This window comes from Lysobacter luteus, assembly GCF_907164845.1.
In the GTDB taxonomy this organism is placed as follows: Bacteria; Pseudomonadota; Gammaproteobacteria; order Xanthomonadales; family Xanthomonadaceae; genus Novilysobacter; species Novilysobacter luteus.
This window is the reverse complement of sequence record NZ_OU015430.1, coordinates 2,264,846-2,290,526: the sequence shown is the minus strand read 5'-3', so window position 1 is coordinate 2,290,526 and position 25,681 is coordinate 2,264,846. Positions and strand designations below refer to the sequence as shown.

Below are 25,681 nucleotides of genomic sequence, written 5' to 3'. Positions count from 1 at the left end.
GGCTCGAGGCCGAGCAGCGCGAAGCCCAGCGCCTGGCGGAGGAAGAGGACGAGTACGCCCGTCTCGAAGCCGAGTACGCCGAAGCCGACCGCGTCGCGCGCGAGCAGGCAGAGGCCGCCCAGTCGGCCGTCGAGGCGGCGATGGGCGCTTCAAGAACCGGCAGCGCGAGCGTCGATGCAACAGAAGCCGACAGCAGTGTCGAAACCGCTGTCGAGGCCTCGTCCGAATTCGCCGAAGCGGAGTTGGAATCGCAACCCGAGCCCGAGCCCGAACCCGAAGCCGAGGTCGAGGTTGAGGTCGAGGTCGAAGCCGACCCCGAACCCGAATTCGTGGCCGAAGTCGCCCCCGAGTTCGAGCCGGAACCCGAAGTCGGCCCCGAAGCCGCACCCGAACCAGAGCCCGCTCTCGATAGCGCGGTCGCGGCGCTGCTCGCGTCAAGCCTCGTCGACGTCCAGGACCCCGACGAAGAGTTGGACGTGTCGGACCTCGATCCCGAGCTTGTCGACATCTTCGTCGAGGAAGGCGGCGACCTGCTCGACCATTCCGACGGTCTCCTGGCCCAGTTGCGCGAGACCCCCGAGGAGCGCGAGGCGCTCGTCGGCCTGCAGCGCGACCTGCACACCCTGAAGGGTGGCGCCCGCATGGCCGGCATCATGGCGGTCGGCGAGCTCGGCCATGTCATGGAGTCGCTGCTGGAGGCGGTGGTGGACCAGCGTTGCGAACTCGGCACCGATGGCGTGCCGCTGCTCGAGCGTGGTTTCGACCGCCTGCACGCGATGGTGACCCGCGTTGGCGACCGTCGCGCCATCGCGATGCCGGACATGCTGATCGCCGAGTTCGACGCGCGCTCGCGCGGGCAATCGCTGCTGCGCCAGCGCGCCGGGACCCCGGATGTATCGGCACCGACCGTGGTGGAGGCGCCGGCTGCGGCGGCCGAACCGGTCGCGTCGCATCCGGTGGCGACCGCCCCCGTGGCCAGGGCACCCGAATCCACGGCCGCGGCCGGTTTGGCCCCGCTGTCGGCACCGATCGACGACAGCCAGCCGGGCGACGAGGACGACATCGGCGTGCGTGCGCCGCAGGAGCAGGTGCGCATCCGCGCCGACCTGCTCGACCGCCTGGTCAACTACGCCGGCGAGGTGGCGATCTACCGCGCCCGCCTGGAGCAGCAGCTGGGTGCGTTCCGTGGCGCGATCGCCGAAATGGCGGCCACCAACACCCGCATGCGCGACCAGTTGCGTCGCCTGGAGATGGAAACCGAAGCGCAGATCGTCGCCCGCTACCAGCGCGAAGGCGAGGATGGCGAGCAGGCGTTCGATCCGCTCGAGCTCGACCGCTTCTCCAACCTGCAGCAGTTGTCGCGCGCGCTGACCGAGTCCGCGGCCGACCAGAACAGCCTGCAGCTCACCCTTGACGACCTGACCCGCCAGTACGAAACGCTGCTGCTCCAGCAGTCGCGCGTGAGTTCGGAACTGCAGGAAGGCCTCATGCGCACCCGCATGGTGCCGTTCGACGCCCTGTTGCCGCGCCTGCGCCGTGTCATCCGCCAGGCATCCGGCGAGCTCGGCAAGCAGGTCGCGCTCAAGCTGGACGGCTCGCAGGGTGAGCTGGACCGCAACGTGCTTGAGCGCATGACCGCGCCGCTGGAGCACATGCTGCGCAACTCCGTCGCGCACGGCATCGAGCTGCCCGACGAGCGCAAGCGCGCTGGCAAGGCCGAGGAAGGCAGCGTCCGCATCGCGATCCGTCGCGAAGGTTCGGAAGTCGTGTTGGAAGTGGCCGACGATGGCCGTGGCCTCAACCGCGAGGCGATCCGTCGCCGCGGCGAGGAGCGCGGACTGGTGCGTCCGGACGCGGTGCTCGGCGATTCCGACCTGGATGCGCTGATCCTCGAGCCGGGCTTCTCCACCGCCGATGCGGTCAGCCGGCTTGCCGGTCGCGGCGTCGGCATGGACGTGGTCGCCAGCGAAGTCCGCCAGCTGGGCGGCTCGCTCGACATCCGCTCCACCCCGGGCCAGGGCGTGCGCTTCACCTTGCGCCTGCCGCAGACGCTGGCAGTCACCCAGGCCGTCTTCGTCCGCATCAACGAGACCACCTTCGCCGTGCCGATCGCGTCGGTCCGTGGTGTCGGCCGCATCGCCCGCGAAGACCTGGTCGATGCCGATGGCAACCCGCGCGAATCGACCTACCGCTACGGCGGCGAGGACTACGCGGTACACGACCTCGGCCAGCTGGTCGGGCAGGGCACGGCAAAGGCCGAGGGCCACCTGCAGATGCCGGTGCTGCTGATCCGCTCCGGCGACCTGCATGCGGCGGTCACCGTCGACCAGGTGATCGGCAACCGCGAAATCGTGGTCAAGCCGGTCGGCCCGCAGGTCGCCTCGGTGCCGGGCATCTTCGGCGCGACGATCATGGGTGACGGCCGCGTGGTCGTGATCCTCGACGTGGCCCCGCTGGTCCGCCGCCAGGCCGTGCTCCCGCGCGAGATGCGCAGCGTCGCGGCGCCGGTGGTCGAGCACCGCCAGGTCCCGCTGGTGATGGTGGTCGACGACTCGGTCACCATGCGCAAGGTCACGGGCCGCGTGCTGGAGCGCAACAACTTCGAGGTCGCGACCGCAAAGGATGGCGTCGATGCGCTTGAGCGGATGGTCGACGTGGTACCCGACCTGATGCTGCTGGACATCGAGATGCCGCGGATGGACGGCTACGAGCTGGCCACCCAGATGAAGGCCGACCCGCGTTTGCGCAACGTGCCGATCGTGATGATCACCTCGCGTACCGGCGACAAGCACCGCCAGCGCGCGATGGACATCGGCGTCGACCGCTACCTCGGCAAGCCGTACCAGGAGCCCGAGCTGATGCGCAACGTGTTCGAGCTGCTCGGGATCGAGCGTCGCCATGTCGGCTGAAGCCCTGCGGGTTGCCCTGCTGGCGCGCCCTGGCGTGGCCCGTGAGCGCCTGCGCGGCGTGATGGACGAGGCCGGCGTCGAGCGTGTGCTCGAGGCCGACCCGACGGAGCTGGAGCTGGCCGCCCTGCTCGCCGCGTCGCCGCGCGCGGTGCTGGTCGCGCTGGACCCGGCGACCGAGGACGTACTGGACCGGTTCGACGAGGTTCTGTTCGACCCCGGCGTCGACGTGATCTACGAGGAGGCCGACCTGGCCGCGACGCGCGAGGGCTGGGACATCGCCCGTTGGCAGCGCCACCTGGTGGCCAAGCTGCAGCGCCATGGCGATGTCCTGCCGCCGGGTCGCGAGCCCGACGAGCAGCCCGCCGCGGCAATGCCCGGCGAGTCCGTGGTCGTGGACGCTGTGGCCTCTTCCGAGCCGCCCAGCGCGTCAGTGGCCGAAGCGCTGGAGATCAGCGTCGAGGTCCCGTCCGGTGTCGGCGTCGAGCACGAGCCGTTGCCCGCGCCCGAGGAAGCGCCGACGACCACGATGGAAGTGTCGTTCGCGCCAATGGCCGGCGAAGCCAACCCGTTTGATCCGGTGCTCGCCGAGAGCATGGGCGCGGACGATGCGGCCGGCTTCGATGATGCCTTCCTGTCCGAGTTCGCCGCGGCCAGCGAGCTGAACCCCGACGCGTCCCCAGCGCTCGAGACCGATGCGTTCGACCCGGCCGTTGAGGCGTCGCTGGCCGAGGAGGGGTTCGACCAAGTGGTCCTGGACGCCGGTGTCGACTCCGACGTCGACGGCCCGGCGTCTGCCCAAGTCGCCGTCGTTGCACCCGCGACAACCATCGATTTCAGCAACTTGAGCCTCGACGACGGTGGCGAGGTGGCCAGCACCGCGTCCGCCATCGACGACCACCGGTTCCGCCGTGACCTGGACGACCTCGACCAGCGGATCTCGCACCTCTCACTCGTCGACGACACCCCGCAGCGTGGCCCCGAGCAGGCGCGCGGTGCGGTGGTGGTGCTGGCCGGTATCGGCGGGCCGGATGCGGTGCGTCAGTTGCTGGGCGCCCTGCCGGCGGGCTTTCCCCGTCCCGTGCTGATCCAGCAACGCCTCGACGGCGCGCGCCATGACAGGCTCGTGGCGCAGATGCAGCGGGCGACTTCCATCCCGGTGAAGCTGGCCGAGGCCGGTGCCGCCGCCGACGCCGCCACCATCTACATCCTGCCGGCGGAAGTCGGCATCGAGGCCGGTGATGGGGGCCTGCGCTTCAACCAGAGCGGTGACGTGCTGTCGCAGCTCCCGTCCGCCGACAGCGCGGTCCTGCTGCTCAGTGGCAGCGATGCGACGCAGGTCGATGCCGTCATGAACCACAGCTGGGCAGGTGCGCTCGTGGCCGGGCAGGCGGCCGATGGCTGTTACGACGCCGCCGCCCCGAACGCCCTGGCCGCCCGCGGCGGTGATACCGCGCCGCCGCCCCGGATCGCCCAACTGCTGTCCGAGCGCTGGGCCTGACGGCCGCGCCGAGGAATCACGACATGTCCAACACTCTCCAATCCCCCCTGACTGGCGATGCTGGCGTCGATGCCGATGCCGACATCCGCGGGGTGCTGATCCAGTTGGCCGGTGCACGGCTGCTGCTGCCCAACGCGACCATCGCCGAGGTGCTCTCCTACGCCGAGCCCGAACCGGTGGAGAACGCCCCGGCCTGGCTGCTCGGGCGCATCCGCTGGCGTGGCTGGCAGTTGCCGCTGGTGTCTTTCTCGCGCCTGGCCGGCATTGCCGACGAACAGGGCGGCCTGGGCAGCAAGGTGCTGGTGTTCAAGGCACTCGGCGGTACTTCGCCGACCCCGTTCTTCGCGATGCTGACCCAAGGCTTCCCGCGCCTGGTCACCGTGTCGCGCGCCGGCCTGCTGGTCGAGGAGACCGAGAACCTGCCGGCGGCCGTCACCGCCAAGGTCATGCTCAACCAGGACGACGCCTACGTGCCGGACCTGGAAGCGATCGAGCAGCTGATCGCCGACGCGCTCGCCGAAGCCGCGTAAAGCACCTAAGCCGCCGGTCGTCCCGGGGCGACTCAGCACAGATCGCCGAAGCGCGCCTGCAGGGCCGCGATCGCCGCCAGTCCGGCGGTTTCCGTCCGAAGGATGCGCGGCCCCAGGCGCAGCCCTTGGAAGCCCGCTGCATGCAGTTGCTCGCGGTCGAGCGGCGACCATCCACCCTCCGGCCCGACCGCCAGGTACACCGGCTGGCCGGCCTCGACCGCCAGCGTCGGCAGCGCTAGCCCGCCCGCGGGATCCAGCAACAACCGCAGGCCACCTGCGGGCAAGCCATCCAGCGCGGCGGCGAGTGGCGCCGGCGATGAGACGGTGGGCACCCGCGCGCGCCCGCTCTGTTCGCAGCCGGCGGCCACCACGCTTCGCCAGTGGGCCAGCCGCTTGTCGGCCCGCGCCGCGTCCAGCTTGACCTCGCTGCGTTGCGAGCTCACGGGGATCACGTGGTCGACGCCGAGCTCGGTCGCCTTCTGCAGGATGAGGTCCATCTTCTCGCCGCGTGCGATGCCCTGCAGCAGCCCGATCCGCAGCGGCGATTCGCGGTCGGCCACGGTCGCCTCGCCGATGCGGACGAGGACCTCGCGCTTGCCGACCGACGCCACCGTCGCGGCGCGGTCGAAGCCGTCGCCATTGAACAGCACGCATGCGTCCCCGGGCCCCAGCCGGAGCACGCGGGTGAGGTGCCCCGCCGGTCCTTCCGGCAGCGCGACTTCAGCGTCCGGCGGCAACGGCAGGTCGACGTACAGCCGGGTCAGCCGCATGAGGCCTGCTCCGTCGCGATGTCGATGACCGCCGAGGTCGTCTCGGCCATGAGCGCCAGCGCGTCGTCGTCGATGGTGTATGGCGGCATCCAGTAAAGGACGTCGCCCAGCGGACGCAGCAGCACGCCGCGGTCGAGCGCGGCGCGGTAGGCGTGCAGACCGACCCGCGCCGCGGCGTCGAACGGAGTGGCGCGGTTGCCGTCGCGTGCGAGTTCGAATGCCACGATCATGCCGGCCTGGCGGACGTCGGCGACATGCCGGTGCGCGGCCAGCGGCGCCGCCAGCGACGCCATCTTCGCGGCGGTGCCGCGGTTGCGTTCGACCACGTCGTCGGACGCGAAGATGTCCAGCGTGGCGAGTGCCGCCGCGCAGGCCAGCGGATTGCCGGTGTAGCTGTGCGAATGCAGGAAGGCCTTCTCGCGGGACGTGTCGAGGAAGCCGTCGTACAGTTCCTGGGTCGCCAGTACGGCGGCCAGGGGCAGGCTGCCCCCGGTGAGGCCCTTGGACAGGCACAGCAGGTCGGGGGCGATGCCGGCCTGCTCGCAGGCGAACATGGTGCCGGTGCGACCGAACCCGACCGCGATCTCGTCGGCGATCAGGAAGATGCCGTGGACGTCGCACAGTTCCCGCACGCGCTTGAGGTAGACCGGGTTGTGCATGCGCATGCCACCGGCGCACTGCACGCGCGGCTCGAGGATCATCGCGCAGACCTCGCCAGCATGGTGGTCGAGCAGCCGCGCGAGCGCGTCGGCGGCGTCCTCGGCGTGGTCGGCGGCGCTCTGTCCGTCGCGTGCCAGGTACGCATCGGGCGAAGGGGTGAACAGCGCTTCGCACAGCAGCGGCGCGTAGACCCGGCGGTACAGCGGCACGTCGCCGACCGCCAGTGCACCGAGCGTCTCGCCGTGGTAGCCACCCTCGAGTGCAACGAACTTGGTCCGGCGCGGCTCGCCGCGGTTGCGGAACCAGTGGAACGCCATCTTCAAGGCGACCTCGACCCCGGCCGAGCCGTTGTCGGCGTAGAACACCTTCGACAGCGGCGGCCGCGAGGGCTCCCGCGGTGCGATCGCCAGCAGGCGCTCGGCCAGTTCGACCGCCGGCGCGTGCGAGCAGCCGGCCAGGATCACGTGCTGCAGCGTGGTCGCCTGCGCGGCGATCGCCGCCCCGATGCGCGGCTCGGCGTGGCCGAACAGGTTGACCCACCAACTGCTCACCGCGTCGAGGTAGCGCCGGCCGTCGCGGCCGATCAGCCACGGTCCCTCGCCGCGCTCGATCGGCAGCAGGGGCAGGGTGTCGGGGTGCTCGCTCATCTGCGTGCACGGGTGCCAAAGCACCGCCAGGTCGCGGTCGCGCCAGGCCTCGGCGGACGAAGGGGTGCGATGTTGCTCTGCTAGCATCGCGGCATCGTGACTGGTCTTCTGCATCCCGCCATTATCCCCTGTCGCCGGTCGCGCGGCCTGCCGGCACCCATGGCCGGGGAGCGCCGGCGATGAGCCGGGCGTTGCCGGTCATCCACCGGGTGGTCACCGAGGAGACCGGTCCGTACCGGGTCGACCATGTCGACCTGGAATTCAGCAACGGTGAGCGTCGCCAGTTCCAGCGCCTGCACGGCCGCGGACACGGTGCGGTGGTGGTCGTGCCGATGCTCGATGCGGAAACGGTGCTGCTGGTGCGCGAGTATGCCGCCGGCGTCCACCGCTACGAACTGGGGCTGGTGAAAGGCCGCATCGATGCCGGCGAGACGCCGCTGCAGGCGGCCGATCGCGAGCTCAAGGAAGAGGCCGGTTATGGGGCGCGCTCGCTGTTGGCGCTGCGTGAACTCACGCTGGCGCCGACCTACATGAGCCACGTCACCCACCTCGTGCTGGCACGCGACCTGTACCCCGAGCGGCTGCCAGGCGACGAGCCAGAACCGCTGGAGCCGGTGCCGTGGAGGTTGGACGCGCTCGACCAGCTGATCCTGCGCGAGGATTTTTCCGAGGGCCGCAGCATCGCGGCGCTGTTCATTGCAAGAGAGTGGTTGCGAAACAAATGACGAACGACGTGACACTGCGCGAAGGCGCCATTGCGGTCGCGCGCGAAGCCGCCGGCAGGATCCTCGAGGTCTACGACAGCGAGTTCGCGGTCCGCCACAAGGACGACCGCTCGCCGCTCACCGCCGCCGACCTTGCCGCGCATCACTGCATCGTCGACGGCCTGGCACGGCTGGACCCCGGCATCCCGGTGCTGTCGGAGGAGTCGGCAGGCATCACCACCGCGCAACGCCGCGAGTGGGCTCGCTTCTGGCTGGTCGACCCGCTTGACGGCACCCGGGAGTTCGTCAAGCGCAACGGCGAGTTCACCGTCAACATTGCGCTGATCGAGGATGGCGTGGCGACGTTCGGCGTGGTGCAGGCACCGGTCACCGGAGCGCTGTGGCACGGCGGCGCGGCGCTGGGCGCGTTCCGGCGCGACGGCGATGGCGATGACCGGCCGGTGTCGACGCGTCGACCACCGACGGCGCCACTGCGCGTCGCCGCAAGCCGCTCGCACCGCGACCAGCGCAGCAACGATTTCATCGAACGCATGGGCCGGACCGAGCCGGTCGGGCTGGGCTCGTCGCTCAAGTTCTGCGCCATCGCCCAAGGCGACATCGACGTCTACCCGCGCTTCGGCCCGACCAGCGAGTGGGACACTGCCGCCGCGCAGGCCGTGCTGGAAGGCGCCGGCGGTTGCGTGATCGACCTGCAGGGGCGGCCGTTCCGCTACAACCAGCGCGACAGCCTGCTCAACGGCGAGTTCATCGCGCTCGGCGACCCCGCGCTGCCGTGGCGCCGCTGGGCCGGCCTGTGACCGCATGACCGCGCCCGACCGCGACATCCGGCGCCTGCTCGACATCATGGTGCGTCTGCGCGACCCGGAGGCCGGCTGCCCCTGGGACGTGGAGCAGACCTTCGCCACGATTGCGCCGTACACAATCGAGGAGGCGTACGAAGTCGCCGACGCGATCGACCGCAACGACCTGGGCGACCTGCGCGACGAGCTCGGCGACCTGTTGCTGCAGGTGGTCTTCCATGCACGCATGGCGCAGGAGCAGGGCGCGTTCGACTTCGACGACGTGGTGGCCGCGATCAGCGACAAGATGGTGCGCCGGCATCCGCACGTGTTCGGCGACGAGGCGGTCGCTGATGCCGATGCGCAGACCGTGGCGTGGGAGGAGCACAAGCGCCGCGAGCGCGAAGCGGCGGGGGCGGAAGACACGTCGGCGCTGGCCGGGATTTCGCGCGGCCTGCCGGAGTGGCAGCGTGCGGTGAAGCTGCAGAAGCGCGCGGCACGGGTCGGCTTCGACTGGCCCGGTCCGGCGCCGGTGATCGCCAAGCTGCACGAGGAGATCGACGAGGTGCGGTCTGAGTTCGATGCGCTGTCGGCCGGTGATCCGGACGCGCGCGATCGCCTCGAAGACGAGATCGGCGACCTGCTGTTCGTCGCGGCCAACCTGGCGCGCCACGCAGGCGTGGATGTCGGCAACGCGCTGCGCCGCGCCAACGGCAAGTTCGAGCGGCGTTTCCGCGCCATGGAAGCGCTGGCGGAAGAGGAACAGCGGCCGCTGTCGACCCGCTCACTGGAGCAACAGGAAGCGGTCTGGCAACGCGTGAAGGCGCGCGAGCGGCGTCCCGGTTGACGTTCAGCAACGCCTTCACGGTGCGTCTACCTGCGGATCGGCAGCCTTCACAAAACTGAAGGTGGAGGCAACCCAATGCAGGGCACGCGTGATGGTGGTCTGGTCCTCATCGTGGAGGACAATCGCAACATTTCCGAAATGGTGGGCGAGTACCTCGAGAGCCGTGGCTTCGAGGTCGACTTCGCCGCCGATGGTCTCGATGGTTACCGCCTGGCCGCCGAGAACAGCTACGACGTAATCGTGCTCGACCTCATGCTGCCGCGCCTGGACGGCGTGGAAGTGTGCAAGCGCCTGCGCGAGGAAGCGCGCAAGTCCACGCCGGTGCTGATGCTGACCGCGCGCGACACGCTCGACGAAAAGCTGACCGGCCTGTCCGCCGGCGCCGACGACTACCTGACCAAACCGTTCGCGATCCAGGAACTGGAGGCCCGCCTGCGCGCGCTGATCCGTCGCGAGCGTCGCCAGGTCGGCGGCGAGGTGCTCAAGGTGGCGGACCTGGTGCTCGACCCGGCCAGCCTGCGGGTCACCCGCGGCGGCAGCGAGCTGCAGCTTTCCCCGATCGGCCTGCGCCTGCTGACCATCCTGATGCGCGAATCGCCGCGCGTGGTCAGCCGCCAGGAGATCGAGCGCGAGATCTGGGGCAACGGCCTGCCGGATTCCGACACGCTGCGCAGCCATCTGTACAACCTGCGCAAGACCATCGACAAGCCTTTCGACAAGCAGTTGCTGCACACCGTGCAGTCGGCCGGCTACCGCGTGGCGGACATTTCACAGCCGCCCGAGTGAAGGCAGTGCACGTTCCATGACCCAGGGTCTTCCGCGCAGGATCAAGCTGGCCTTCATCCTGCAGGCCATCCTGGGCAGCATCGTGATCACCGCTGGCGTACTGCTGGCGGGCATGGGCGTGCGCCACGGCATCGTGGTGGAGCGGATGCAGCGCGAGGCCGACCTGTTCTGGACCGGCCGCGAGGCCAGCCCGACCTACCCGCTCCCCCGCACGTCGAGGATGACCGGTTACGTGGTACCCGGCCAGCCGGGCGATCGCCACGTGCCGCGCGAGCTGCGCGAGTCCGCGCCGGGGATGTACCAGCGCCAGCTGTTCGGTTCGACCGACCACCTCGACGTACTGGTCGACCGCCGCCCGGAGGGGACGTTCTACCTCACCTTCGATGCCAGCCACATCGACCGGGCGATCCTGGTCACCGCGCTGGTCTCGCTGCTGCTTTCGCTGCTGGCGACCTACCTGATCTCGTGGCTGACCTACCGCACCTCCAAGCGGCTGGTGGTGCCGGTCAGCTGGCTGGCCGACGAGGTGTCCAAGTGGGATCCGCGCGACCCCGACACCGAGGCGATCAAGCCGCGCCGGCTGCCGCCTGATGCGGGCAGCGAGGTGCACCGGTTATCCCGCGCGCTGGTGGGCCTGGCCGAGCGCGTCGCCGACTTCGTCGAGCGCGAGCGCGACTTCACCCGCGATGCGAGCCACGAGTTGCGCACGCCGTTGACGGTCATCCGGGTCGCGACGGACATGATGCTTGGCGATCCCGACACCTCGCCGCGGACGCTGCGGTCGCTTGCACGCGTGCAGCGTGCCGGGCGCGACATGGAGGCGGTGATCGACGCGTTCCTGATACTGGCGCGCGAGGCCGACATCGCTCCGCAGAGCGCGGAGTTCGAGGTCCGCGACATCGTCGATGACCAGGTCGAGCGGGTGCGTCCGCTGCTGGCTTCCAAGCCGGTCGCCATCGAGGTCATCGACAACGGCTCGCCGCGGCTGTTCGGGCCCCCGCACGTGCTCGCGGTGATGCTCGGCAACCTGCTCAGCAACGCCGCCCACTTCACCGACCACGGGCAGATCGAAATACGGTTGGAAGTGGACCGGATCGAGGTCCGCGACAGCGGCATCGGGATGGACCCGGAGACGCTCTCGCGTGCGTTCGACCCGTTCTATCGGGGCGACCCGGCCCGCGAGTCCGGCAGTGGCATGGGGCTGTCCATCGCGCGCAGGCTCGGCGACCGGATGGGCTGGCCGCTGCACCTGCAAAGCGAGATCGGGCGGGGCACGATCGCGACCATCCGCTTCAAGGGGTAGGTCCTCGCCAGCGCGGCGGGTGAATGGATGGCGCGACCCCACCTCGGCGCTTGCGCCGCGACGTCAACCGCGCCCTCGCAAGTGCGTTGCCAGTCCGACCTTCCCGTAGCGCGGACCCGATGAGCACACCCCGACCCACCCCCTCGCCCTCCCGTTCGCGCCCACGCGGCCGTCGCCTGCTTATCGTCGCGGTGGCCGCGGTGCTGGTCGTGCTCGCGGCGCTGGCCTGGTTCCAGCGCGACGCCGGCCCGAGCGCCAGTGGCTACCGGACCGCGCCGATCGAGCGCGGCGATATCCGGGTCGGCATCTCGGCGACCGGCACACTGGCGGCGATCTCCACGGTCGATGTCGGCAGCCAGATCTCCGGCCAGGTCACCGAGGTGCTCGCCGACTTCAACGACCAGGTGCGCCAGGGGCAGGTGCTGGCGCGGATCGACCCGAGCACCTACGAAGCACAGATCGCCCAGGGCAACGCCTCCGCCGCGGCGGCCCGGGCGGGCCTGGCGACCGCGCAGGCGTCTCTGCGCAACGCCGAGGCCGACTACGCCCGGAAAGCCGAACTGGGTTCGCGCCAGCTGGTGGCCACCAGCGACATCGACCTCGCACGCGCATCCCGCGACCAGGCCCGCGCACAGGTGGAAGCCGCTCGCGCGCAGATCACCCAGCAACTCGCGTCGACCCGGACCTCCCGGCTCAACCTCGACCGCACCGTGATCCGCTCGCCGGTGGACGGCGTGGTGCTGACCCGCACGGTGGAGCCCGGCCAGACCGTCGCCGCCAGCCTGCAGGCGCCGGTGCTCTTCCAGATCGCCGAAGACCTGTCGAAGATGGAGATCGTGCTGGCGATCGACGAGGCCGACATCGGCCAGGTCGAACCCGGGCAGGACGTCGGTTTCAGCGTCGATGCGTTCCCCGACCGCCAGTTCCGCGGCACCGTGCAACAGGTGCGCCTGTCGGCAACCAACACCAGCAACGTGATCACCTACCCGGTGGTGGTCGCGGTCGAAAACCCCGACCAGCGGCTGCTGCCGGGCATGACTGCCAACGCCGAGATCGAAGTCAGTCGGCGCGACGACGTGTTGCGGGTGCCCAATGCGGCGCTGCGCTTCAAGCCGGCCGACGACCAGATGTCCGCTACGGCAACGCCGGGTACACGCGGCGGCGGACCCGTGGAAGACCTCGCCCGGCTGGCGGGACGCATGGAGCTGGATGCCACCCAGCAGGCGGCCTTCGACGCCGCCGCAACCGCCCTGCGCGAGCGGACCGCGGCCCGCACCGCGGCACCGGCCACGACCGGTGGCCCGTCGATGTTCGGCGGACGCGGCGGCGCGGGAGGCAACCGCGACGCACCGGACGGCAACGCGATGCGACAGCGCATGCAGGAGCGCCTGGCCCAGCAGTTCGCCGCCTTCCGGGCGACCCTGTCGGAGACCCAGCAGGCCACGTGGGACCGCGAGCTGGCGGCGCTCGCCGCGGCCCGCCGCGCGCCGCTGTACCTGCTGGTCGACGGCGCGCCAAAGCTGGTGACGGTGCGCGTCGGAGCGAGCGACGGCTCCTTCACCGAGGTGTCCGGTGCGGTCGCCGAGGGCGACGCCGCCATCGTCGGCACCGAGCGCCCGGGCGCCAGATGAGCGCGCCGGACATGGCCGACGCGGTCATCGAGACCCACGGTCTGGCCAAGGTCTACGCGCCCGGCACCGAGGCCGAGGTGGTCGCCCTGCACGGGGTCGACCTGCGGATCCGGCGCGGCGAGTTCGTCGCGATCATGGGGCCGTCGGGCTCGGGCAAGTCGACCCTCATGAACCTGATCGGCTGCCTGGATACCCCCACGGCGGGCCGCTACCTGTGCGACGGCATCGACGTCGCCACCCTCGACGCCGAGGCGCGCGCCGCGCTACGCCGCGACAAGATCGGCTTCGTGTTCCAGGGCTTCAACCTGCTGCCGCGCATGACGGCGCTGGAGAACGTGCTGATGCCGATGGGTTACGCCAACGTGCCACGGGAGGAGCGGCAGCAGCGCGGGCACGAGGCACTGGCCGCGGTCGGCCTGGCGCGTCGCGAGTCGCACCGGCCGAGCGAACTGTCCGGTGGCCAGCAGCAACGCGTGGCGATCGCGCGGGCGCTGATCAACCAGCCACCGATCCTGCTGGCCGACGAGCCCACCGGCGCGCTCGACAGCCATACCGGCGAGGAGATCCTGTCGCTGTTCAAGCGACTGCAGTCGGAGGGCCACACCATCGTGCTGATCACCCACGATGCCGAGGTGGCCGCGCATGCCGGCCGCACCTTCGTGATGCGCGATGGCGAGCTGCACGAGCAGCCCCCCACGACGGGAGCCGCCTGATGGATTTCGTGGAAGTCCTGCGTACCGCGATCTTCGCCCTGCGCGGCAACTGGATGCGCAGCGCGCTGACCTCGCTGGGCGTCATCATCGGCATCGCCGCGGTCATCGTCATGGTCTCGGTCGGGCAGGGCACCCAGTCGGAGATCGACAAGCTGGTGTCGGGCCTGGGCTCCAACCGCCTCGACATCGGCTCCAATGCCGGGCGCGGTCCGGGCGGCGTACGGATGAGCGCGTCCAGCTTCTACACCATCACCGAGGACGACGCCGAGGCGATCCGCGAGGAGATCCCGGAGGTGCAGTACGTCGCCGCCACCCTGCGCGGTTCGGCGCAACTGGTGTACGCCGAGAACAACTGGTCGGCGACCTGGTACGGCGTGCAGCCGGACTACTTCGCGCTCGAGAGCTGGAGCCTGGACGCGGGCGCGGAGTTCGACGGGGGCGACTACGGCGGCAGCAGCAAGTCGGTGATCCTCGGCGAGACCGTGCGCCGGTCGCTGTTTGGCGACGAGGATGCGATCGGTCAATCGATCCGGGTGGGGCGGGTGCCGTTCACCGTGGTCGGCGTGCTCGCGCCCAAGGGGCAGGGGGGCTTCGGCCAGGACCAGGACGACGTGATCCTGGTGCCGCTGGAAACCGCCCGCCGGCGCCTGATGGGGGCGATGGCGCTGCCGCCCGGCGCGGTGCAGGAAATCGCGGTCGGCGTCGCCAAGGCCGACGACCTGGGCTGGGTCCAGGGCGAGATCGAATCGCTGCTGCGCCAGCGCCATGACATCAAGCCCGGCGCCGACGATGACTTCCGCGTCCGCAACATCGCCGAGATCGTCGCCACGCGCACCCAGACCACCCGCCTGATGTCGCTGCTGCTGGCGGCGGTCGCAACCATCTCGCTGGTCGTCGGCGGCATCGGGATCATGAACATCATGCTGGTGTCGGTGACCGAGCGGATCCGCGAGATCGGCCTGCGCATGGCGGTCGGTGCGGGGCCATCGGACATCCGCCGGCAGTTCCTCGCCGAGGCGATGCTGATCTCGCTGATCGGCGGCGTGCTCGGCATCGCGATCGGCGTGGCCGGCGCGCTGCTGGTCGGCCGATTCGGCTCGCTGCCGGTGGTGCTGAACGCGCAGGTGGTCGGGTTGGCGGCCGGTTTCTCGATCGCGACCGGGCTGTTCTTCGGCTACTACCCGGCGCGCAAGGCCTCGCTGCTGGACCCGATCGAGGCGCTGCGCCAGCAGTGATGCCGGGCGTGGCGGCGCGTTATCCTCGACCGCAGGTCACGTGGATACTCCGCCCATGCGCTCGTTGCTGCTGCTGTCCCTGCTTGCCATCGCGATGAATACCCACGCCCAGTCCGCCGATGCCCCCGCCGACCCGCCGCAGGACGCCGCGCAGCCGAAGACCGCGCTGGTGATCCACGGCGGCGCCGGCTACGTGGCGCGCGCGTCGCTGTCCGCCGAGGACGAAGCCGCCGCCCGCGCCGACCTCGAACGCGCGCTGGAGGCGGGCCATAGCATCCTTGCCGCGGGTGGCACCGCGCTGGATGCGGTGCAGGCCGCGGTGGTCGTGCTTGAGGAGTCGCCGCGCTTCAACGCCGGCAAGGGCGCGGTGTTCAACGCCCAGGGCGGGCACGAACTCGACGCATCGATCATGGAAGGCCATACCCGCCGCGCCGGCGCCGTCGCCGGCGTGACCACCGTGCGCAGCCCGATCACCCTTGCGCGCACGGTGATGGAGCACTCCCCGCATGTGATGCTCGCCGGTGACGGCGCGGAAGCGTTCGCCGATTCCCGCCCCGAGATCGAGCGGGTGCCCAACGACTGGTTCGACACCGACCGCCGCCGCCGCGCGCTCGAGCAGGCGCAGCGGCAGGCCGCCGTCGGCGAAGCGCCGCATGGCCAGTATTTCGGCACGGTTGGCGCGGTCGCGCTCGACCGCCACGGCCACATCGCCGCGGCGACCAGCACCGGTGGCATGACCAACAAGAAGTGGGGCCGCATCGGCGATTCGCCGGTGATCGGCGCCGGCACCTGGGCCGACGCGCGCTGTGGCGTGTCGGGCACCGGCTGGGGCGAGTTCTACATCCGCAACGCAGTCGCCCACGACATCTGCGCGCGCGTCGCCTATCGCGGCGACGCGCTGGTGGATGCCGCCGAGGAGGTGGTCAACCGCGTCGTCACCGCGGCGGGCGGCGATGGCGGCGCGATCGCGCTGGACGTGGACGGCAACATCGCCATGCCCTTCAACAGCGGAACGATGTACCGCGCGTGGATCCGTCCGGACGGCAGCCGCGGCGTGGCGATCTTCGAGGACTAGCGAGGACCGGCCTGGCGCTCAACCGCCCTGCTGCTGCTCGCTCCAGGCCTTCATCCGCTTCTCCATCTCCTCCGGCGGCACGTCCTCGATGTGGGTGGCCAGCGTCCACTTGTGGCCATAGGGGTCGATCACCGAGCCCATCCGGTCACCCCAGAACTCGTCCTTGACCGGCCGCTCGGCCGTGGCGCCGGCGTCCAGCGCCTGCTGGTAGGCCCGGTCCACGTCGTCGCCATAGACCATGAAGCTGACCGTGGTGCCGCCGCGGGCGGTCGGGCCGAGCGCCTGCATGTCCGGCCATTCGTCCGATAGCATCAGGTTGCAGTCGCCGATCCGGATCTCCGCGTGGCCGACGCGATCACGGCCGGAAGCGTCCTTCATCGGCAACCGGAACAGCTCGTGCGCGCCGAACGCACGCTGGTAGAAGTCGATGGCCGCGCTGGCATCGTCGACGATGAGATAGGGGGTGACAGTGTGGTACCCCTCGGGAATGGTGCTGACGGCCATGGTGACGCCTCCCTGGTTGGTGATGACGCAGAATCCCCCGCGCCGGACCGAGAACGCTAGACCTGCATACGCTATCTCCGCGCGAAGGACGCGCTGGCGGGGTTGTGGCAAAATCCGGGGTCCGTTCCGCCCCGACCGCCGCTGGCCAGACCGATGTCGATTCGCGTTGATCCAAGGTCCGATCACGGTCGCCCGGCGCCAGGCGCCGGGCGTGGCTGCGGAGCGCGCGCCTGATGGCCGACCAGGTCGGGCACCTGCCGCGCGGCCCCGCGCGGATGCTGAAGGCGGCGAAGTGGTCGATCCAGGGACTGGCGGCGGCGTGGCTCCACGAATCGTCGTTCCGGCTCGAGGTCTACCTGTTCGTCCTGCTCGCCCCGCTGGCCTGCTGGCTGGGCGAGACGCCGGTGGAGCGGGTGCTGATGATCGGTTCGATGCTGATGGTGCTGAGCGTCGAGCTGCTCAATTCCTCGATCGAGGCACTGATCGAACGGTATGGCCCCGAGTTCCACGAGCTCGCCGGCCGGGCCAAGGACATGGGCTCCGCCGCGGTGTTCGTGCTGATGTTGAACGTGTTGCTGACCTGGGGGCTGCTGCTCGTCCCCCGCCTGCTCTGACTGCTCCTGCTGGGAAACGCCCGTGATTGAAATGCTGATGGATCCGGAAGTCTGGATCACCCTCGTCACCCTGAGCGCGATCGAGATCGTGCTCGGCATCGACAACCTGGTCTTCATCTCGATCGCGGTCAGCAAGCTGCCGCCGCATCGGCGCGAGGTGGCCCGCAAGTTCGGCATCGCCGTGGCCTGCATCACGCGCATCGCGCTGCTGCTGACGCTGGCGTGGCTGGCCGGCCTGACCAGCGACCTGTTCCAGCTGTTCGGCCAGGGCATCTCGGTGCGCGACCTGGTGCTGATCCTCGGCGGCGCCTTCCTGCTGGTGAAGGGCTCGATGGAGATCAAGGACGCGATCATTGGCGAAGCCGAGGCCGAGGACATCCACACCCGCCCGGTGACGTCGTTCTGGATGGTCATCGCGCAGATCGCGGTAATCGACATCGTGTTCTCGCTCGACTCGGTGATCGCCGCGGTCGGCATGGCCAACCAGACGTGGATCATGGTCTGCGCGATCCTGCTGGCGGTCGCCGTGATGCTGCTGGCGGCGACCCCGCTGGGCAAGTTCATCGAGCGCAACCCGACCATCAAGATGCTGGCGCTGGCCTTCATCGTGCTGATCGGCGCGTACCTGGTCGCCGACGGCTTCGGCCTGCACATCCCGAAGGGCTACATCTACGGCGCGATGGGCTTCTCGGCAATGGTTGAGATGCTCAACCTGTGGGCCAAGCGCCGTGCCGCGCTGCGCCGGGTCGGCATGGATGCCTGAGCCCCGTGACGGGCAGGGCGCTTCACGCCATGCCCATTGCGCGCGGACGGTGCCGGTGCTGCAATGCCGGCCATCTGTCCCGAACGGAGTCGCGCCATGCGGATCTTGCTCGTCCTGCTGCTCGCCGGGTTGCTGAGCGGCTGCGGCTACAACACCATCCAGCAGAAGGACGAGGCCGTCAGCGCGGCCTGGTCGCAGGTGCTCAACGTCTACAAGCGCCGCGCGGACCTGGTGCCCAACCTGGTGGCGACCGTGCGCGGCTACGCGGCCCATGAGCAGCAGGTACTGACCCAGGTCACCGAGGCGCGGTCGCGGGTCGGCTCGATCAACGTCAATGCCGACGACCCGGCTTCGATCGAGCAGTTCCAGCAGGCCCAGGGGCAGCTGCAGAGTGCCATCGGACGCCTGCTGCTGGTCAGCGAGAACTACCCGCAGCTCAAGGCCGACCAGAACTTCCTGCAGCTCCAGGCGCAACTGGAAGGCACCGAGAACCGGATCACGGTCGAGCGCCAGCGCTACATCGAGGCGGTGCAGGACTACAACACCTACATCCGCCGGTTCCCGGTCAACCTGACCGCGATGGTGTTCGGTTACGACACCAAGCCGAACTTCAGCGTCGAGAACGAGCAGCAGATCCAGCAGCCGCCGCAGGTCGACTTCGGTGCGCCGGCGCCAGCGCCACAGGCCCCGCCGCCGCAGCAGCAGCCTGTCCCGCAGCAGCCCGCTCCGACGGGCGGCTGAGCGCGCCGATGGCATGCGGGTCCTGCCCGGTGCGGACATGACGGTGTCGCCTGACCGCAAGTGGAGCCCGGGACGACGCGCCGGCTGCGGATGGCTCGCGTGGTGGGCGGCGGCGCTGCTGTGGCTGGCGTGCCTGCCGGCCGCCGCCCAGCAGCTCGCGCCGATCCCTGCGCTGGACTCGCCGGTCGTCGACACGACCGGCACCCTCGACGCGGCGACCCGGCAGCAGCTGGAGGCGCAGGCGCTCGCGCTGCAGCAGCGCAAGGGCGCCCAGCTGCAGGTACTGGTCGTTCCGACCACCCAGCCGGAGGACATCGCCCAGTACGCGGTGCGCGTCTACGACCAATGGCGGCTGGGTCGCGAGAAGGTCGACGACGGCGTGCTGCTGGTGGTGGCCAAGGACGACCGGCGGGTCCGGATCGAGGTTGGTTACGGACTTGAAGGCGCAATCCCGGATGCGACCGCGATACGGGTGATACAGGAATACGTGGTGCCGCGCTTCCGGGCAGGCGACTACGCCGGCGGCATCGTCGACGCGACGGCGGTGCTGACCGGACTGATCGACGGCGAGCCGCTGCCCGAACCCATGGCGACCGCACCGCGTGGCGAGCGTGAAGGCGGCGGTTGGTTGTTCGCCCTGTTCGCCGCCTTCATCGTGGCCCAGGTCGCACGCGGCGTACTCGGGGTTGCGCCGCGGGGCATCCGCGGCATCGGCACGGCGCTCGCGGCCGGAGGCGTGGCGTGGCTGCTGTCGTCGCTGCTGTTCGGCGGTATCGCCGCGGTCTTCGGCCTGCTGTTCGGGCTGGCCAGCAATTCCGGCGGGCGCTTTGCCGCCGACCGTGGCTGGGGTGGCTACGGCGGCTGGGGCGGGGGCGGTGGATTCGGCGGTGGCGGCGGCTTCGGTGGCGGTGGTGGCTTCGGCGGTGGCGGCTGGGGCGGCGGTGGTGGCATGAGCGGGGGCGGTGGCGCCTCCGGAAGCTGGTGAGGACGGATTGATGCGCTGGCTCAAGCACCTGTTCGCACCGTCCGCGCGGCGGTTGTTCCCGGCCGCGACGCTGCAGCGGATCACTGCGGCGATCGCCGCCAGCGAACTGCGCCACACCGGCGAGATCTGCTTCGCGGTCGACGCCGCGTTGCCGATGCGCGCGATCATGGCGGGCACCACCGCGCGCGACCGCGCCAACGAGACGTTCGCCCGGCTGGGTGTCTGGGACACGCGCGCCAACAACGGCGTGCTGCTCTACCTGCTGCTGGCCGACCACCGGATCGAGATCGTCGCCGACCGTGGCTTCGACGGACTGGTGAGCGATGCGCAGTGGCGCGGCGCCTGCCAGCTGGTCGAGGAGCGGCTGCGCGCGGGCGAACCCGAAGCCGCGGTGCTGGCTGGCATCGAGGCGCTATCGGACATCATCGCCGCGCATTTCCCGGATGACCCCGACACCGTCGATCACGACGAATTGCCCAACGTCCCGCACATCCTGTGAGTCCGGCGCGGGCACCATCGCGGGCGGTGGTCGGGCACAATGACCGCTGCCCCGGCCAGCCCAGAGCCCCATGACCATCCTCCACCAGATCGACCCGGTCGCCGTAAGTCTTGGACCGTTGCAGGTGCACTGGTACGGGATCATGTACCTCATAGGGTTCGGCCTGGCCTGGTGGCTCGGCCGCCGCCGCGTGCGCCAAGGGCGGCTGCCCGGCGTCACCGAGCAGGGGTTCGGCGACCTGTTGTTCTACGGCATGCTCGGCGTGGTGCTCGGCGGCCGGATCGGCTACGTGCTGTTCTACGGATTCGGCGACCTGTTGCGCGATCCGCTGATGCTGCTGCGCATCTGGGAAGGCGGCATGAGCTTCCACGGCGGCCTGCTGGGCGTGCTGGCCGCGATGTGGTGGTGGGCACGGCGCCAGCGCCTGCACTTCTTCGACGTTGCCGACTTCGTCGCACCGCTGGTGCCGGCGGGGCTCGGTTTCGGGCGCTTGGGCAACTACATCGGCGGCGAGCTGTGGGGCAAGCACACCGACGAGGGCTGGGGCGTGGTGTTCCCGCGCGCGCCGGAGTTCTCCGGCTGGACCGGCGAGCGGCTTCAGGCCGAGTTCGCCACCGGTGCGCTCGACCCGTTCGCCCGGCATCCGTCGCAGCTCTACCAGGCCGTGCTCGAGGGGCTGGTGATGTTCTGCATCCTGTGGTGGTTCTCCAGCCGGCCGCGGCCGCGCTACGCAGTGGCTGGCATGTTCGCGCTGCTGTACGGCGTGTTCCGGTTCGCGGTGGAGTTCGTGCGCGAACCCGACGCCCAGATCGGCTATCTCGCGTTCGGCTGGCTCACCATGGGCCAGCTGCTGAGCATTCCGCTGGTGCTGGTCGGCCTGTTCTGGCTGGGGCTGTCGCGTCGCCAGCCCACCCTGCAGGCGCAACCGGCGGCCGGTTCCGGACAGGAGGCCTGAGGCGACAATGGAACAGTACCTGGACCTGTTGCGCCACGTCCTCGACCACGGCACCGAGAAGTCCGACCGCACAGGCACCGGCACCCGCTCGGTGTTCGGCTGGCAGATGCGGTTCGACCTCAATGCCGGGTTCCCGCTGGTCACCACCAAGAAGCTGCACCTGCGCTCGATCGTCCACGAGCTGCTGTGGTTCCTGCGCGGCGAGACCAACGTCGCCTACCTGAAGGAGCACAAGGTCAGCATCTGGGACGAGTGGGCTGACGCGTCCGGCGAGCTCGGCCCGGTCTATGGCAAGCAATGGCGGCGCTGGGCCGGCGCCGACGGCGTCGAGATCGACCAGATCCGCTGGGTGGTCGAGGAGATCAAGCGCAACCCCGACTCGCGCCGGCTGATCGTATCGGCATGGAACGTCGCCGACCTGCCGCAGATGGCCCTCATGCCCTGCCATACGCTGTTCCAGTTCTACGTCGTGGACGGCAAGCTCAGCTGCCAGCTGTACCAGCGCAGTGGCGACATCTTCCTCGGGGTGCCGTTCAACATCGCCAGCTACGCCCTGCTGACCCACATGGTGGCGCAGGCCTGTGGGCTGGGTGTCGGCGACTTCGTACACACCCTGGGCGACGCCCACCTGTACTCGAACCACTACGAACAGGCCCGCGAGCAACTCACGCGTGCGCCGCGGCCATTGCCGACACTGAAGCTGGCGCCGGCGGTGACGAACCTCTTCGCGTTCGGCTTCGACGACATCGCCATCGAAGGCTATGACCCGCACCCGGCGATCAAGGCGCCGGTCGCGGTTTGACGCCGGTGGTGGACCCGACGGTTGAACTGGCGTTGATCGCCGCGCTCGACCGCAACGGTGCGATCGGACGCGACAATGGCCTGCCGTGGCGGTTGCCCGACGACCTCAAGCGCTTCAAGGCGCTGACGCTAGGCAAGCCGGTGCTGATGGGGCGGCGGACCGCGCAGTCGCTCGGGCGCGCGCTGCCCGGGCGCCGCAATCTTGTGCTGACGCGTTCGGGCGCGGTGCCGTTCGAAGGCATGCAGGCCGTGGCCGCGGTTGCGCAGGCGGTCGCCATTGCCGCCGACGACGGTGCGTCGCAGCTGTGCGTCATTGGTGGCGGCGAGGTCTACGCGCTGTGCCTGCCGGATGCCACGCGCATGCACCTGACCCACGTGGACCTCACGGTCGAGGGGGCGGACGCGTTCTTCCCGTCGTTCGACCCGGCGCAGTGGGACGTCGTCGCGCGCGAGACGCACGTTACGGACGCCAGGCATGCCTCTGCGTTCGAGTTCGTCGAGTACCGGCGAATCCCCGCGCCCAAGTAGCAGCGGCTGCCGCTGCGATCCCCGGATACCTCAGCGCCGCGGACGATGCCTCGGCTTGGGCGGGTTGGCCGGGACGTCCCGCCCCGCCACCTGCACGATGCGCAGTTCGTCGGTATCGAGTTGCAACGCGGTGAGCTTTCCGCCCCAGACCGCGCCGGTGTCGATTGCGTGCACCCCGTGCCCGATGAAAAGCCCGAGCGCCGACCAGTGCCCGCAGACGATCCTGAGGTCACGCTCGGCCCGGCCGGGCACGGCATACCAGGGATACAGGCCGGCCGGCTGGGTACCCGGCACGCCCTTGTCCTCGTAGGAGATGCGCCCGCGCGGCGAGCAGTACCGCAGTCGCGTGCAGATGTTGATGATCGCGCGGTGGCGGTCGATCCCCCCCAGCCGCGGGTTCCACACCGGCCCGTCGCCGTACATGTTTTTGAGGAGCCGCTGGTACTGGTCGCCCTGGAGGCGCTCCTCGATCTCGCGGCCGTGCTTTTCGGCGAGCTGCGTGGTCCACTTCGGCGCGAGGCCGGCGTGCACCATCATCCAGCCCAGCCCGCGGTCGACATGTACCAGCTTCTGCCGGCGCAACCACGGCAGCAGCGTGTCGCGGTCCTCGGCGAGAACCACCCGCTGCAGGTCGGGATTGACCTTGCGCTGTTCCTCTTCGCGGCGCTCGCCGATTGCCAGCAGCGACAGATCGTGGTTGCCAAGCACCACGGTCGCGTTGTCGCGCAGGGAATGCACCAGTCGCAAGGTCTCCAGTGACTGGCCGCCACGGTTGACCAGGTCGCCACAGAACCACAGCCGGTCCTTCGCCGGGTCGAACGCGATCTTCTCGAGCAACCGCTGGGTTGCGTCGTAACAGCCCTGCAGGTCGCCGATGGCCCAGACGGTCATGTCGGCCTCAGTGCAGCGTGCGCGGCACGGCCAGGGTGAACGCGGGGATAGGCGCGTCGAACACGGTTCCGTCGTCGGCCTCGACCGAGTAGCTGCCTTCCATGGTGCCCAGGTCGGTCTCGAGCACGGCGCCGGAGGTGTACTCGAACCCCTCGCCCGGACGCAGCCGGGGCTGCTCGCCGACCACGCCATCGCCGCGGACTTCCTGCACCTTGCCGGTGGCGTCGGTGATCAGCCAGTGGCGTGACAGCAGCCGCGCGGGGACAGTGCCGGTGTTGCGGATGGTGATGGTGTAGGCGAACACGTAGCGGTCCTGCCCGGGCTCGGACTGCTCGTCGAGGTAGCGGGTGGCGACGTCGATGTCGAAGGCGTAGTCGGTGCTGCGTTCCATGCGGACAGTGTAAGTCGAGCCGGGGTGAAGCGGACATGCGCGACGCGTGGTTGCGTCGCGCATGTCGTCCCCATCACTGCAGCGCGCTAGTGCGGGAGCGAATTGGCCAGGCGCACGAAATCGGCGACCGCGATCTGCTCGGCACGTGCGTCCGGACGGATCCCGGCGGCCTCGATCGCCGCCGAGTCGCACACTTGCGAAAGCGCGTTGCGCAGCGTCTTGCGGCGCTGGCCGAACGCGTCGCGGACTACACGCGCGAACGTCGCCGGGTCGTCGATACCGATGCTGTCGGCCGGCCGCGGCACCAGCCTCACCACGGCGGAATCGACCTTCGGTGGTGGCCGGAACGCGCCCGGCGGAACGGTGAAGAGCGGCGTGACGGTGCAATAGGCCTGCAGCATCACGCTCAGGCGGCCGTAGACCTTGCTTCCGGGACCGGCCGCCATGCGCTCGACGACTTCCTTCTGCAGCATGAAAGTCATGTCGCTGATCGCGGCAGCGTGGTCGAGCGCATGGAACAGGATGGGCGAGGAGAGGTTGTACGGCAGGTTGCCGACCAGCCGGATGCGTCCGTCAGGGGTATCGCGCGCAAGCTCGCTGAAGTCGACCTTGAGTACATCGCGGTGGATCACGGTCAGCTCGCCGTGCGATCGGGCGGCTTCGGTCAGCGGCGCAATCAGGTCGCGGTCGAACTCGATGACGGTCAGCCGCCCGTGGCGGTCCAACAGCGGAAACGTGATCGCGCCCTGGCCGGGGCCGATCTCGACGAGGCGCTCGCCCGGCTTGGGGTTCACCGCCTGCACGATGCGATCGATGACGGTCCGCTCGTGCAGGAAGTTCTGGCCCAGGTGCTTCTTCGGGGGCTCGCTGAAACGTGCGTTGCTCATTGGCAGGCTCCGTGGGCGGTGCCGGCGGGGTCATGCCGGTGTGCGAGCCGCGTTGCAGCCATCCTGGCGCAGGTATCGGCCGCCGCGAACAGGCTTGAGGGATCTGCCGCGCCGCTGCCGGCCAGGTCCAGCGCGGTGCCGTGGTCGACCGCAACGCGCGGGTAGGGCAGGCCGAGCGTGAGGTTGACGGCTGATTCGAACCCACTGAACTTCAGTACCGGCAGGCCCTGGTCGTGGTACATCGCGAGCACCGCGTCGACCTGGGCGAGCCGGGCCGGCAGGAACGCGGTATCGGCTGGCAGCGGTCCCAGCAGGCGCAAGCCTTCGCCGCGCAGTGATTCGATGACCGGCTGCAGCACCCGGATCTCCTCGTCGCCCAGGACGCCGTCCTCGCCCGCGTGGGGATTCAGGCCGAGCACCGCGATCGTGGGTGTGTCGATGCCGAAGTCGCGTTGCAGCGCGTCGTGCAGCGTGAGCAATACGTGTCGCAGCGATTGTGTGGTGATCGCATCGGCAACCTGCCGCAATGGCAGGTGGGTCGTGGCCAGCGCGACCCGCATGGTCGGGTTCGCCAGCATCATCACCACGCCGCAGCCAGCCTGGTTGGCCAGCAACTCGGTGGTCCCGCTGTAGGCGATCCCTCCGGCGTTGATCGCGGCCTTGTGCACCGGACCGGTGACCACGCCGTCGAACCCCCCGTCCAGGCAGCCGGCGCCGGCTGCCAGCAAGGCGTCGATCACGGCGCGCGCGTTGAGCGGATCGGGTTGGCCGAACCGGACCGGGGTGGCGTTGGGAACCTCGACCAGGGCCAGCGTGCCGGCACGATCGTCCGCGCTGTCGGGCGGCGTCATGACGAGCGGCAGGCCTAGCGCGTCGGCGGCGGACTGCAACGTGTCGCGGTCGCCGAAAGCGGTCAGGGAATAGTCGCGCGGGCGTTGCGCGAGGCGGACGCACAGCTCCGGCCCGACGCCGGCCGGTTCACCCGGGACCAGCGCGAGCCGGGGTGGTCGCATG

At 70.0% G+C, this 25,681-nt stretch carries 27 protein-coding genes; 20 read left to right on the top strand and 7 right to left on the bottom strand.

All coding sequences use genetic code 11. From position 1 onward, the window contains the following. The first annotated feature begins 140 nt into the window (after positions 1 to 140). From KOD61_RS13120 to KOD61_RS10810, 3 genes are read left to right on the top strand one after another with little or no spacing between them, the layout of a single operon-like run. Positions 141 to 2,909 (top strand): response regulator, encoded by a 2,769-nt coding sequence (locus KOD61_RS13120; RefSeq protein ID WP_215220384.1) that lies wholly within the window; start codon positions 141 to 143, stop codon positions 2,907 to 2,909. Continuing rightward, the gene (locus KOD61_RS10815) at positions 2,899 to 4,407 is read left to right on the top strand and encodes a chemotaxis protein CheB (protein ID WP_215218677.1); all 1,509 of its coding nucleotides are present in this window, start codon (positions 2,899 to 2,901) and stop codon (positions 4,405 to 4,407) included. The genes KOD61_RS13120 and KOD61_RS10815 overlap by 11 nt, the downstream gene beginning before the upstream one ends. Before the next feature lie 23 nt (positions 4,408 to 4,430). Beyond that, positions 4,431 to 4,937, top strand: a complete 507-nt coding sequence (locus KOD61_RS10810; RefSeq protein WP_215218676.1) for a chemotaxis protein CheW — start codon at positions 4,431 to 4,433, stop codon at positions 4,935 to 4,937. 32 nt (positions 4,938 to 4,969) lie between these two features. Here the strand turns inward: KOD61_RS10810 and KOD61_RS10805 are convergent, their stop codons facing one another. Together KOD61_RS10805 and bioA are read right to left on the bottom strand one after the other, a co-directional pair. Continuing rightward, positions 4,970 to 5,707, bottom strand: coding sequence for a 16S rRNA (uracil(1498)-N(3))-methyltransferase (locus KOD61_RS10805; RefSeq protein ID WP_215218675.1), 738 nt, complete (start codon positions 5,705 to 5,707; stop codon positions 4,970 to 4,972). Beyond that, positions 5,698 to 7,101, bottom strand: a complete 1,404-nt coding sequence (bioA, locus tag KOD61_RS10800) for an adenosylmethionine--8-amino-7-oxononanoate transaminase (protein WP_407074593.1) — start codon at positions 7,099 to 7,101, stop codon at positions 5,698 to 5,700. The genes KOD61_RS10805 and bioA overlap by 10 nt, the downstream gene beginning before the upstream one ends. 92 nt (positions 7,102 to 7,193) lie before the next feature. Here bioA and nudE point away from each other — a divergent pair, with 92 nt between their 5' ends. The 9 genes from nudE to KOD61_RS10755 all read left to right on the top strand — a co-directional run bounded on the left by nudE (position 7,194) and on the right by KOD61_RS10755 (position 16,108). Continuing rightward, complete coding sequence (nudE, locus tag KOD61_RS10795; protein ID WP_215218673.1) at positions 7,194 to 7,739, top strand: ADP compounds hydrolase NudE; 546 nt, start codon at positions 7,194 to 7,196, stop codon at positions 7,737 to 7,739. After that, on the top strand, positions 7,736 to 8,536 hold the full coding sequence (gene cysQ / locus KOD61_RS10790; RefSeq protein ID WP_215218672.1) for a 3'(2'),5'-bisphosphate nucleotidase CysQ: 801 nt from the start codon (positions 7,736 to 7,738) through the stop codon (positions 8,534 to 8,536). Before nudE ends, cysQ begins: the two co-directional genes overlap by 4 nt. Positions 8,537 to 8,540: 4 nt before the next feature. After that, positions 8,541 to 9,365 carry a nucleoside triphosphate pyrophosphohydrolase gene (gene mazG / locus KOD61_RS10785; RefSeq protein WP_215218671.1) on the top strand — a complete coding sequence of 275 codons (825 nt, stop codon included), beginning with the start codon at positions 8,541 to 8,543 and terminating at the stop codon, positions 9,363 to 9,365. 75 nt (positions 9,366 to 9,440) lie between these two features. Then, positions 9,441 to 10,151 (top strand): response regulator transcription factor, encoded by a 711-nt coding sequence (locus KOD61_RS10780; RefSeq protein ID WP_036209980.1) that lies wholly within the window; start codon positions 9,441 to 9,443, stop codon positions 10,149 to 10,151. A 16-nt stretch (positions 10,152 to 10,167) separates the two neighbouring features. Then, the gene (locus KOD61_RS10775; protein ID WP_215218670.1) at positions 10,168 to 11,454 is read left to right on the top strand and encodes a sensor histidine kinase; all 1,287 of its coding nucleotides are present in this window, start codon (positions 10,168 to 10,170) and stop codon (positions 11,452 to 11,454) included. A gap of 119 nt (positions 11,455 to 11,573) precedes the next feature. Next, on the top strand, positions 11,574 to 13,085 hold the full coding sequence (locus tag KOD61_RS10770; RefSeq protein WP_215218669.1) for an efflux RND transporter periplasmic adaptor subunit: 1,512 nt from the start codon (positions 11,574 to 11,576) through the stop codon (positions 13,083 to 13,085). Further along, positions 13,082 to 13,798, top strand: coding sequence for an ABC transporter ATP-binding protein (locus KOD61_RS10765; protein WP_215218668.1), 717 nt, complete (start codon positions 13,082 to 13,084; stop codon positions 13,796 to 13,798). Before KOD61_RS10770 ends, KOD61_RS10765 begins: the two co-directional genes overlap by 4 nt. After that, positions 13,798 to 15,033 carry an ABC transporter permease gene (locus KOD61_RS10760; protein ID WP_215218667.1) on the top strand — a complete coding sequence of 412 codons (1,236 nt, stop codon included), beginning with the start codon at positions 13,798 to 13,800 and terminating at the stop codon, positions 15,031 to 15,033. The genes KOD61_RS10765 and KOD61_RS10760 overlap by 1 nt, the downstream gene beginning before the upstream one ends. A gap of 55 nt (positions 15,034 to 15,088) precedes the next feature. Continuing rightward, positions 15,089 to 16,108, top strand: a complete 1,020-nt coding sequence (locus KOD61_RS10755; protein ID WP_215218666.1) for an isoaspartyl peptidase/L-asparaginase family protein — start codon at positions 15,089 to 15,091, stop codon at positions 16,106 to 16,108. Between the two features lie 18 nt (positions 16,109 to 16,126). Here the strand turns inward: KOD61_RS10755 and KOD61_RS10750 are convergent, their stop codons facing one another. Beyond that, positions 16,127 to 16,612 (bottom strand): VOC family protein, encoded by a 486-nt coding sequence (locus KOD61_RS10750; protein ID WP_215218665.1) that lies wholly within the window; start codon positions 16,610 to 16,612, stop codon positions 16,127 to 16,129. Between the two features lie 233 nt (positions 16,613 to 16,845). Between KOD61_RS10750 and KOD61_RS10745 the strand changes: the two genes are divergently transcribed. The 8 genes from KOD61_RS10745 to KOD61_RS10710 all read left to right on the top strand — a co-directional run bounded on the left by KOD61_RS10745 (position 16,846) and on the right by KOD61_RS10710 (position 22,498). Beyond that, positions 16,846 to 17,226 carry a diacylglycerol kinase gene (locus KOD61_RS10745; RefSeq protein WP_215218664.1) on the top strand — a complete coding sequence of 127 codons (381 nt, stop codon included), beginning with the start codon at positions 16,846 to 16,848 and terminating at the stop codon, positions 17,224 to 17,226. 31 nt (positions 17,227 to 17,257) lie between these two features. After that, positions 17,258 to 17,989 (top strand): TerC family protein, encoded by a 732-nt coding sequence (locus KOD61_RS10740; RefSeq protein ID WP_215220383.1) that lies wholly within the window; start codon positions 17,258 to 17,260, stop codon positions 17,987 to 17,989. Positions 17,990 to 18,085: 96 nt separating this feature from the next. After that, positions 18,086 to 18,730, top strand: a complete 645-nt coding sequence (locus KOD61_RS10735; RefSeq protein WP_215218663.1) for a LemA family protein — start codon at positions 18,086 to 18,088, stop codon at positions 18,728 to 18,730. A 37-nt stretch (positions 18,731 to 18,767) separates the two neighbouring features. After that, entirely contained in the window at positions 18,768 to 19,715 is a 948-nt protein-coding gene (locus tag KOD61_RS10730) for a TPM domain-containing protein (protein WP_215218662.1), read from the top strand. A gap of 10 nt (positions 19,716 to 19,725) precedes the next feature. After that, on the top strand, positions 19,726 to 20,214 hold the full coding sequence (locus KOD61_RS10725) for a TPM domain-containing protein (protein WP_215218661.1): 489 nt from the start codon (positions 19,726 to 19,728) through the stop codon (positions 20,212 to 20,214). A 70-nt stretch (positions 20,215 to 20,284) separates the two neighbouring features. Further along, a complete protein-coding gene (lgt, locus tag KOD61_RS10720) occupies positions 20,285 to 21,169 on the top strand; it encodes a prolipoprotein diacylglyceryl transferase (protein ID WP_215218660.1) in 885 nt (294 codons plus the stop codon). A gap of 7 nt (positions 21,170 to 21,176) precedes the next feature. Further along, positions 21,177 to 21,971 carry a thymidylate synthase gene (locus KOD61_RS10715; RefSeq protein ID WP_215218659.1) on the top strand — a complete coding sequence of 265 codons (795 nt, stop codon included), beginning with the start codon at positions 21,177 to 21,179 and terminating at the stop codon, positions 21,969 to 21,971. Positions 21,972 to 21,997: 26 nt separating this feature from the next. Continuing rightward, complete coding sequence (locus KOD61_RS10710) at positions 21,998 to 22,498, top strand: dihydrofolate reductase (protein WP_215220382.1); 501 nt, start codon at positions 21,998 to 22,000, stop codon at positions 22,496 to 22,498. Between the two features lie 30 nt (positions 22,499 to 22,528). Here KOD61_RS10710 and KOD61_RS10705 read toward each other — a convergent pair whose 3' ends face one another. From KOD61_RS10705 to pdxA, 4 genes are all read right to left on the bottom strand, one after another. Beyond that, positions 22,529 to 23,389: a symmetrical bis(5'-nucleosyl)-tetraphosphatase gene (locus tag KOD61_RS10705; RefSeq protein ID WP_215218658.1), complete on the bottom strand. Its 861-nt coding sequence runs from the start codon at positions 23,387 to 23,389 to the stop codon at positions 22,529 to 22,531. A 7-nt stretch (positions 23,390 to 23,396) separates the two neighbouring features. Further along, entirely contained in the window at positions 23,397 to 23,780 is a 384-nt protein-coding gene (apaG, locus tag KOD61_RS10700; RefSeq protein WP_215218657.1) for a Co2+/Mg2+ efflux protein ApaG, read from the bottom strand. An 86-nt stretch (positions 23,781 to 23,866) separates the two neighbouring features. Then, a complete protein-coding gene (rsmA, locus tag KOD61_RS10695; RefSeq protein WP_215218656.1) occupies positions 23,867 to 24,667 on the bottom strand; it encodes a 16S rRNA (adenine(1518)-N(6)/adenine(1519)-N(6))-dimethyltransferase RsmA in 801 nt (266 codons plus the stop codon). Beyond that, the gene (gene pdxA, locus KOD61_RS10690; protein ID WP_215218655.1) at positions 24,664 to 25,680 is read right to left on the bottom strand and encodes a 4-hydroxythreonine-4-phosphate dehydrogenase PdxA; all 1,017 of its coding nucleotides are present in this window, start codon (positions 25,678 to 25,680) and stop codon (positions 24,664 to 24,666) included. The genes rsmA and pdxA overlap by 4 nt, the downstream gene beginning before the upstream one ends. Position 25,681 lies beyond the last annotated feature (1 nt).

Coding starts and splice junctions, on each gene's coding strand:
- KOD61_RS10715 (WP_215218659.1), top strand. CDS start 21,177: ATGGAACAGTACCTGGACCTGTTGCGCCACGTCCTCGACCACGGCACC.
- KOD61_RS10725 (WP_215218661.1), top strand. CDS start 19,726: ATGCGCTGGCTCAAGCACCTGTTCGCACCGTCCGCGCGGCGGTTGTTC.
- KOD61_RS10730 (WP_215218662.1), top strand. CDS start 18,768: ATGACGGTGTCGCCTGACCGCAAGTGGAGCCCGGGACGACGCGCCGGC.
- KOD61_RS10805 (WP_215218675.1), bottom strand. CDS start 5,707: ATGCGGCTGACCCGGCTGTACGTCGACCTGCCGTTGCCGCCGGACGCT.
- bioA (WP_407074593.1), bottom strand. CDS start 7,101: ATGCTAGCAGAGCAACATCGCACCCCTTCGTCCGCCGAGGCCTGGCGC.
- KOD61_RS10755 (WP_215218666.1), top strand. CDS start 15,089: ATGCGCTCGTTGCTGCTGCTGTCCCTGCTTGCCATCGCGATGAATACC.
- KOD61_RS13120 (WP_215220384.1), top strand. CDS start 141: ATGGGCGCTTCAAGAACCGGCAGCGCGAGCGTCGATGCAACAGAAGCC.
- KOD61_RS10740 (WP_215220383.1), top strand. CDS start 17,258: ATGCTGATGGATCCGGAAGTCTGGATCACCCTCGTCACCCTGAGCGCG.
- KOD61_RS10760 (WP_215218667.1), top strand. CDS start 13,798: ATGGATTTCGTGGAAGTCCTGCGTACCGCGATCTTCGCCCTGCGCGGC.
- rsmA (WP_215218656.1), bottom strand. CDS start 24,667: ATGAGCAACGCACGTTTCAGCGAGCCCCCGAAGAAGCACCTGGGCCAG.
- pdxA (WP_215218655.1), bottom strand. CDS start 25,680: ATGCGACCACCCCGGCTCGCGCTGGTCCCGGGTGAACCGGCCGGCGTC.
- apaG (WP_215218657.1), bottom strand. CDS start 23,780: ATGGAACGCAGCACCGACTACGCCTTCGACATCGACGTCGCCACCCGC.
- KOD61_RS10735 (WP_215218663.1), top strand. CDS start 18,086: ATGCGGATCTTGCTCGTCCTGCTGCTCGCCGGGTTGCTGAGCGGCTGC.
- KOD61_RS10810 (WP_215218676.1), top strand. CDS start 4,431: ATGTCCAACACTCTCCAATCCCCCCTGACTGGCGATGCTGGCGTCGAT.
- nudE (WP_215218673.1), top strand. CDS start 7,194: ATGAGCCGGGCGTTGCCGGTCATCCACCGGGTGGTCACCGAGGAGACC.
- KOD61_RS10815 (WP_215218677.1), top strand. CDS start 2,899: ATGTCGGCTGAAGCCCTGCGGGTTGCCCTGCTGGCGCGCCCTGGCGTG.
- KOD61_RS10750 (WP_215218665.1), bottom strand. CDS start 16,612: ATGGCCGTCAGCACCATTCCCGAGGGGTACCACACTGTCACCCCCTAT.
- KOD61_RS10705 (WP_215218658.1), bottom strand. CDS start 23,389: ATGACCGTCTGGGCCATCGGCGACCTGCAGGGCTGTTACGACGCAACC.
- lgt (WP_215218660.1), top strand. CDS start 20,285: ATGACCATCCTCCACCAGATCGACCCGGTCGCCGTAAGTCTTGGACCG.
- KOD61_RS10770 (WP_215218669.1), top strand. CDS start 11,574: ATGAGCACACCCCGACCCACCCCCTCGCCCTCCCGTTCGCGCCCACGC.
- mazG (WP_215218671.1), top strand. CDS start 8,541: ATGACCGCGCCCGACCGCGACATCCGGCGCCTGCTCGACATCATGGTG.
- KOD61_RS10780 (WP_036209980.1), top strand. CDS start 9,441: ATGCAGGGCACGCGTGATGGTGGTCTGGTCCTCATCGTGGAGGACAAT.
- KOD61_RS10765 (WP_215218668.1), top strand. CDS start 13,082: ATGAGCGCGCCGGACATGGCCGACGCGGTCATCGAGACCCACGGTCTG.
- KOD61_RS10745 (WP_215218664.1), top strand. CDS start 16,846: ATGGCCGACCAGGTCGGGCACCTGCCGCGCGGCCCCGCGCGGATGCTG.
- KOD61_RS10775 (WP_215218670.1), top strand. CDS start 10,168: ATGACCCAGGGTCTTCCGCGCAGGATCAAGCTGGCCTTCATCCTGCAG.
- cysQ (WP_215218672.1), top strand. CDS start 7,736: ATGACGAACGACGTGACACTGCGCGAAGGCGCCATTGCGGTCGCGCGC.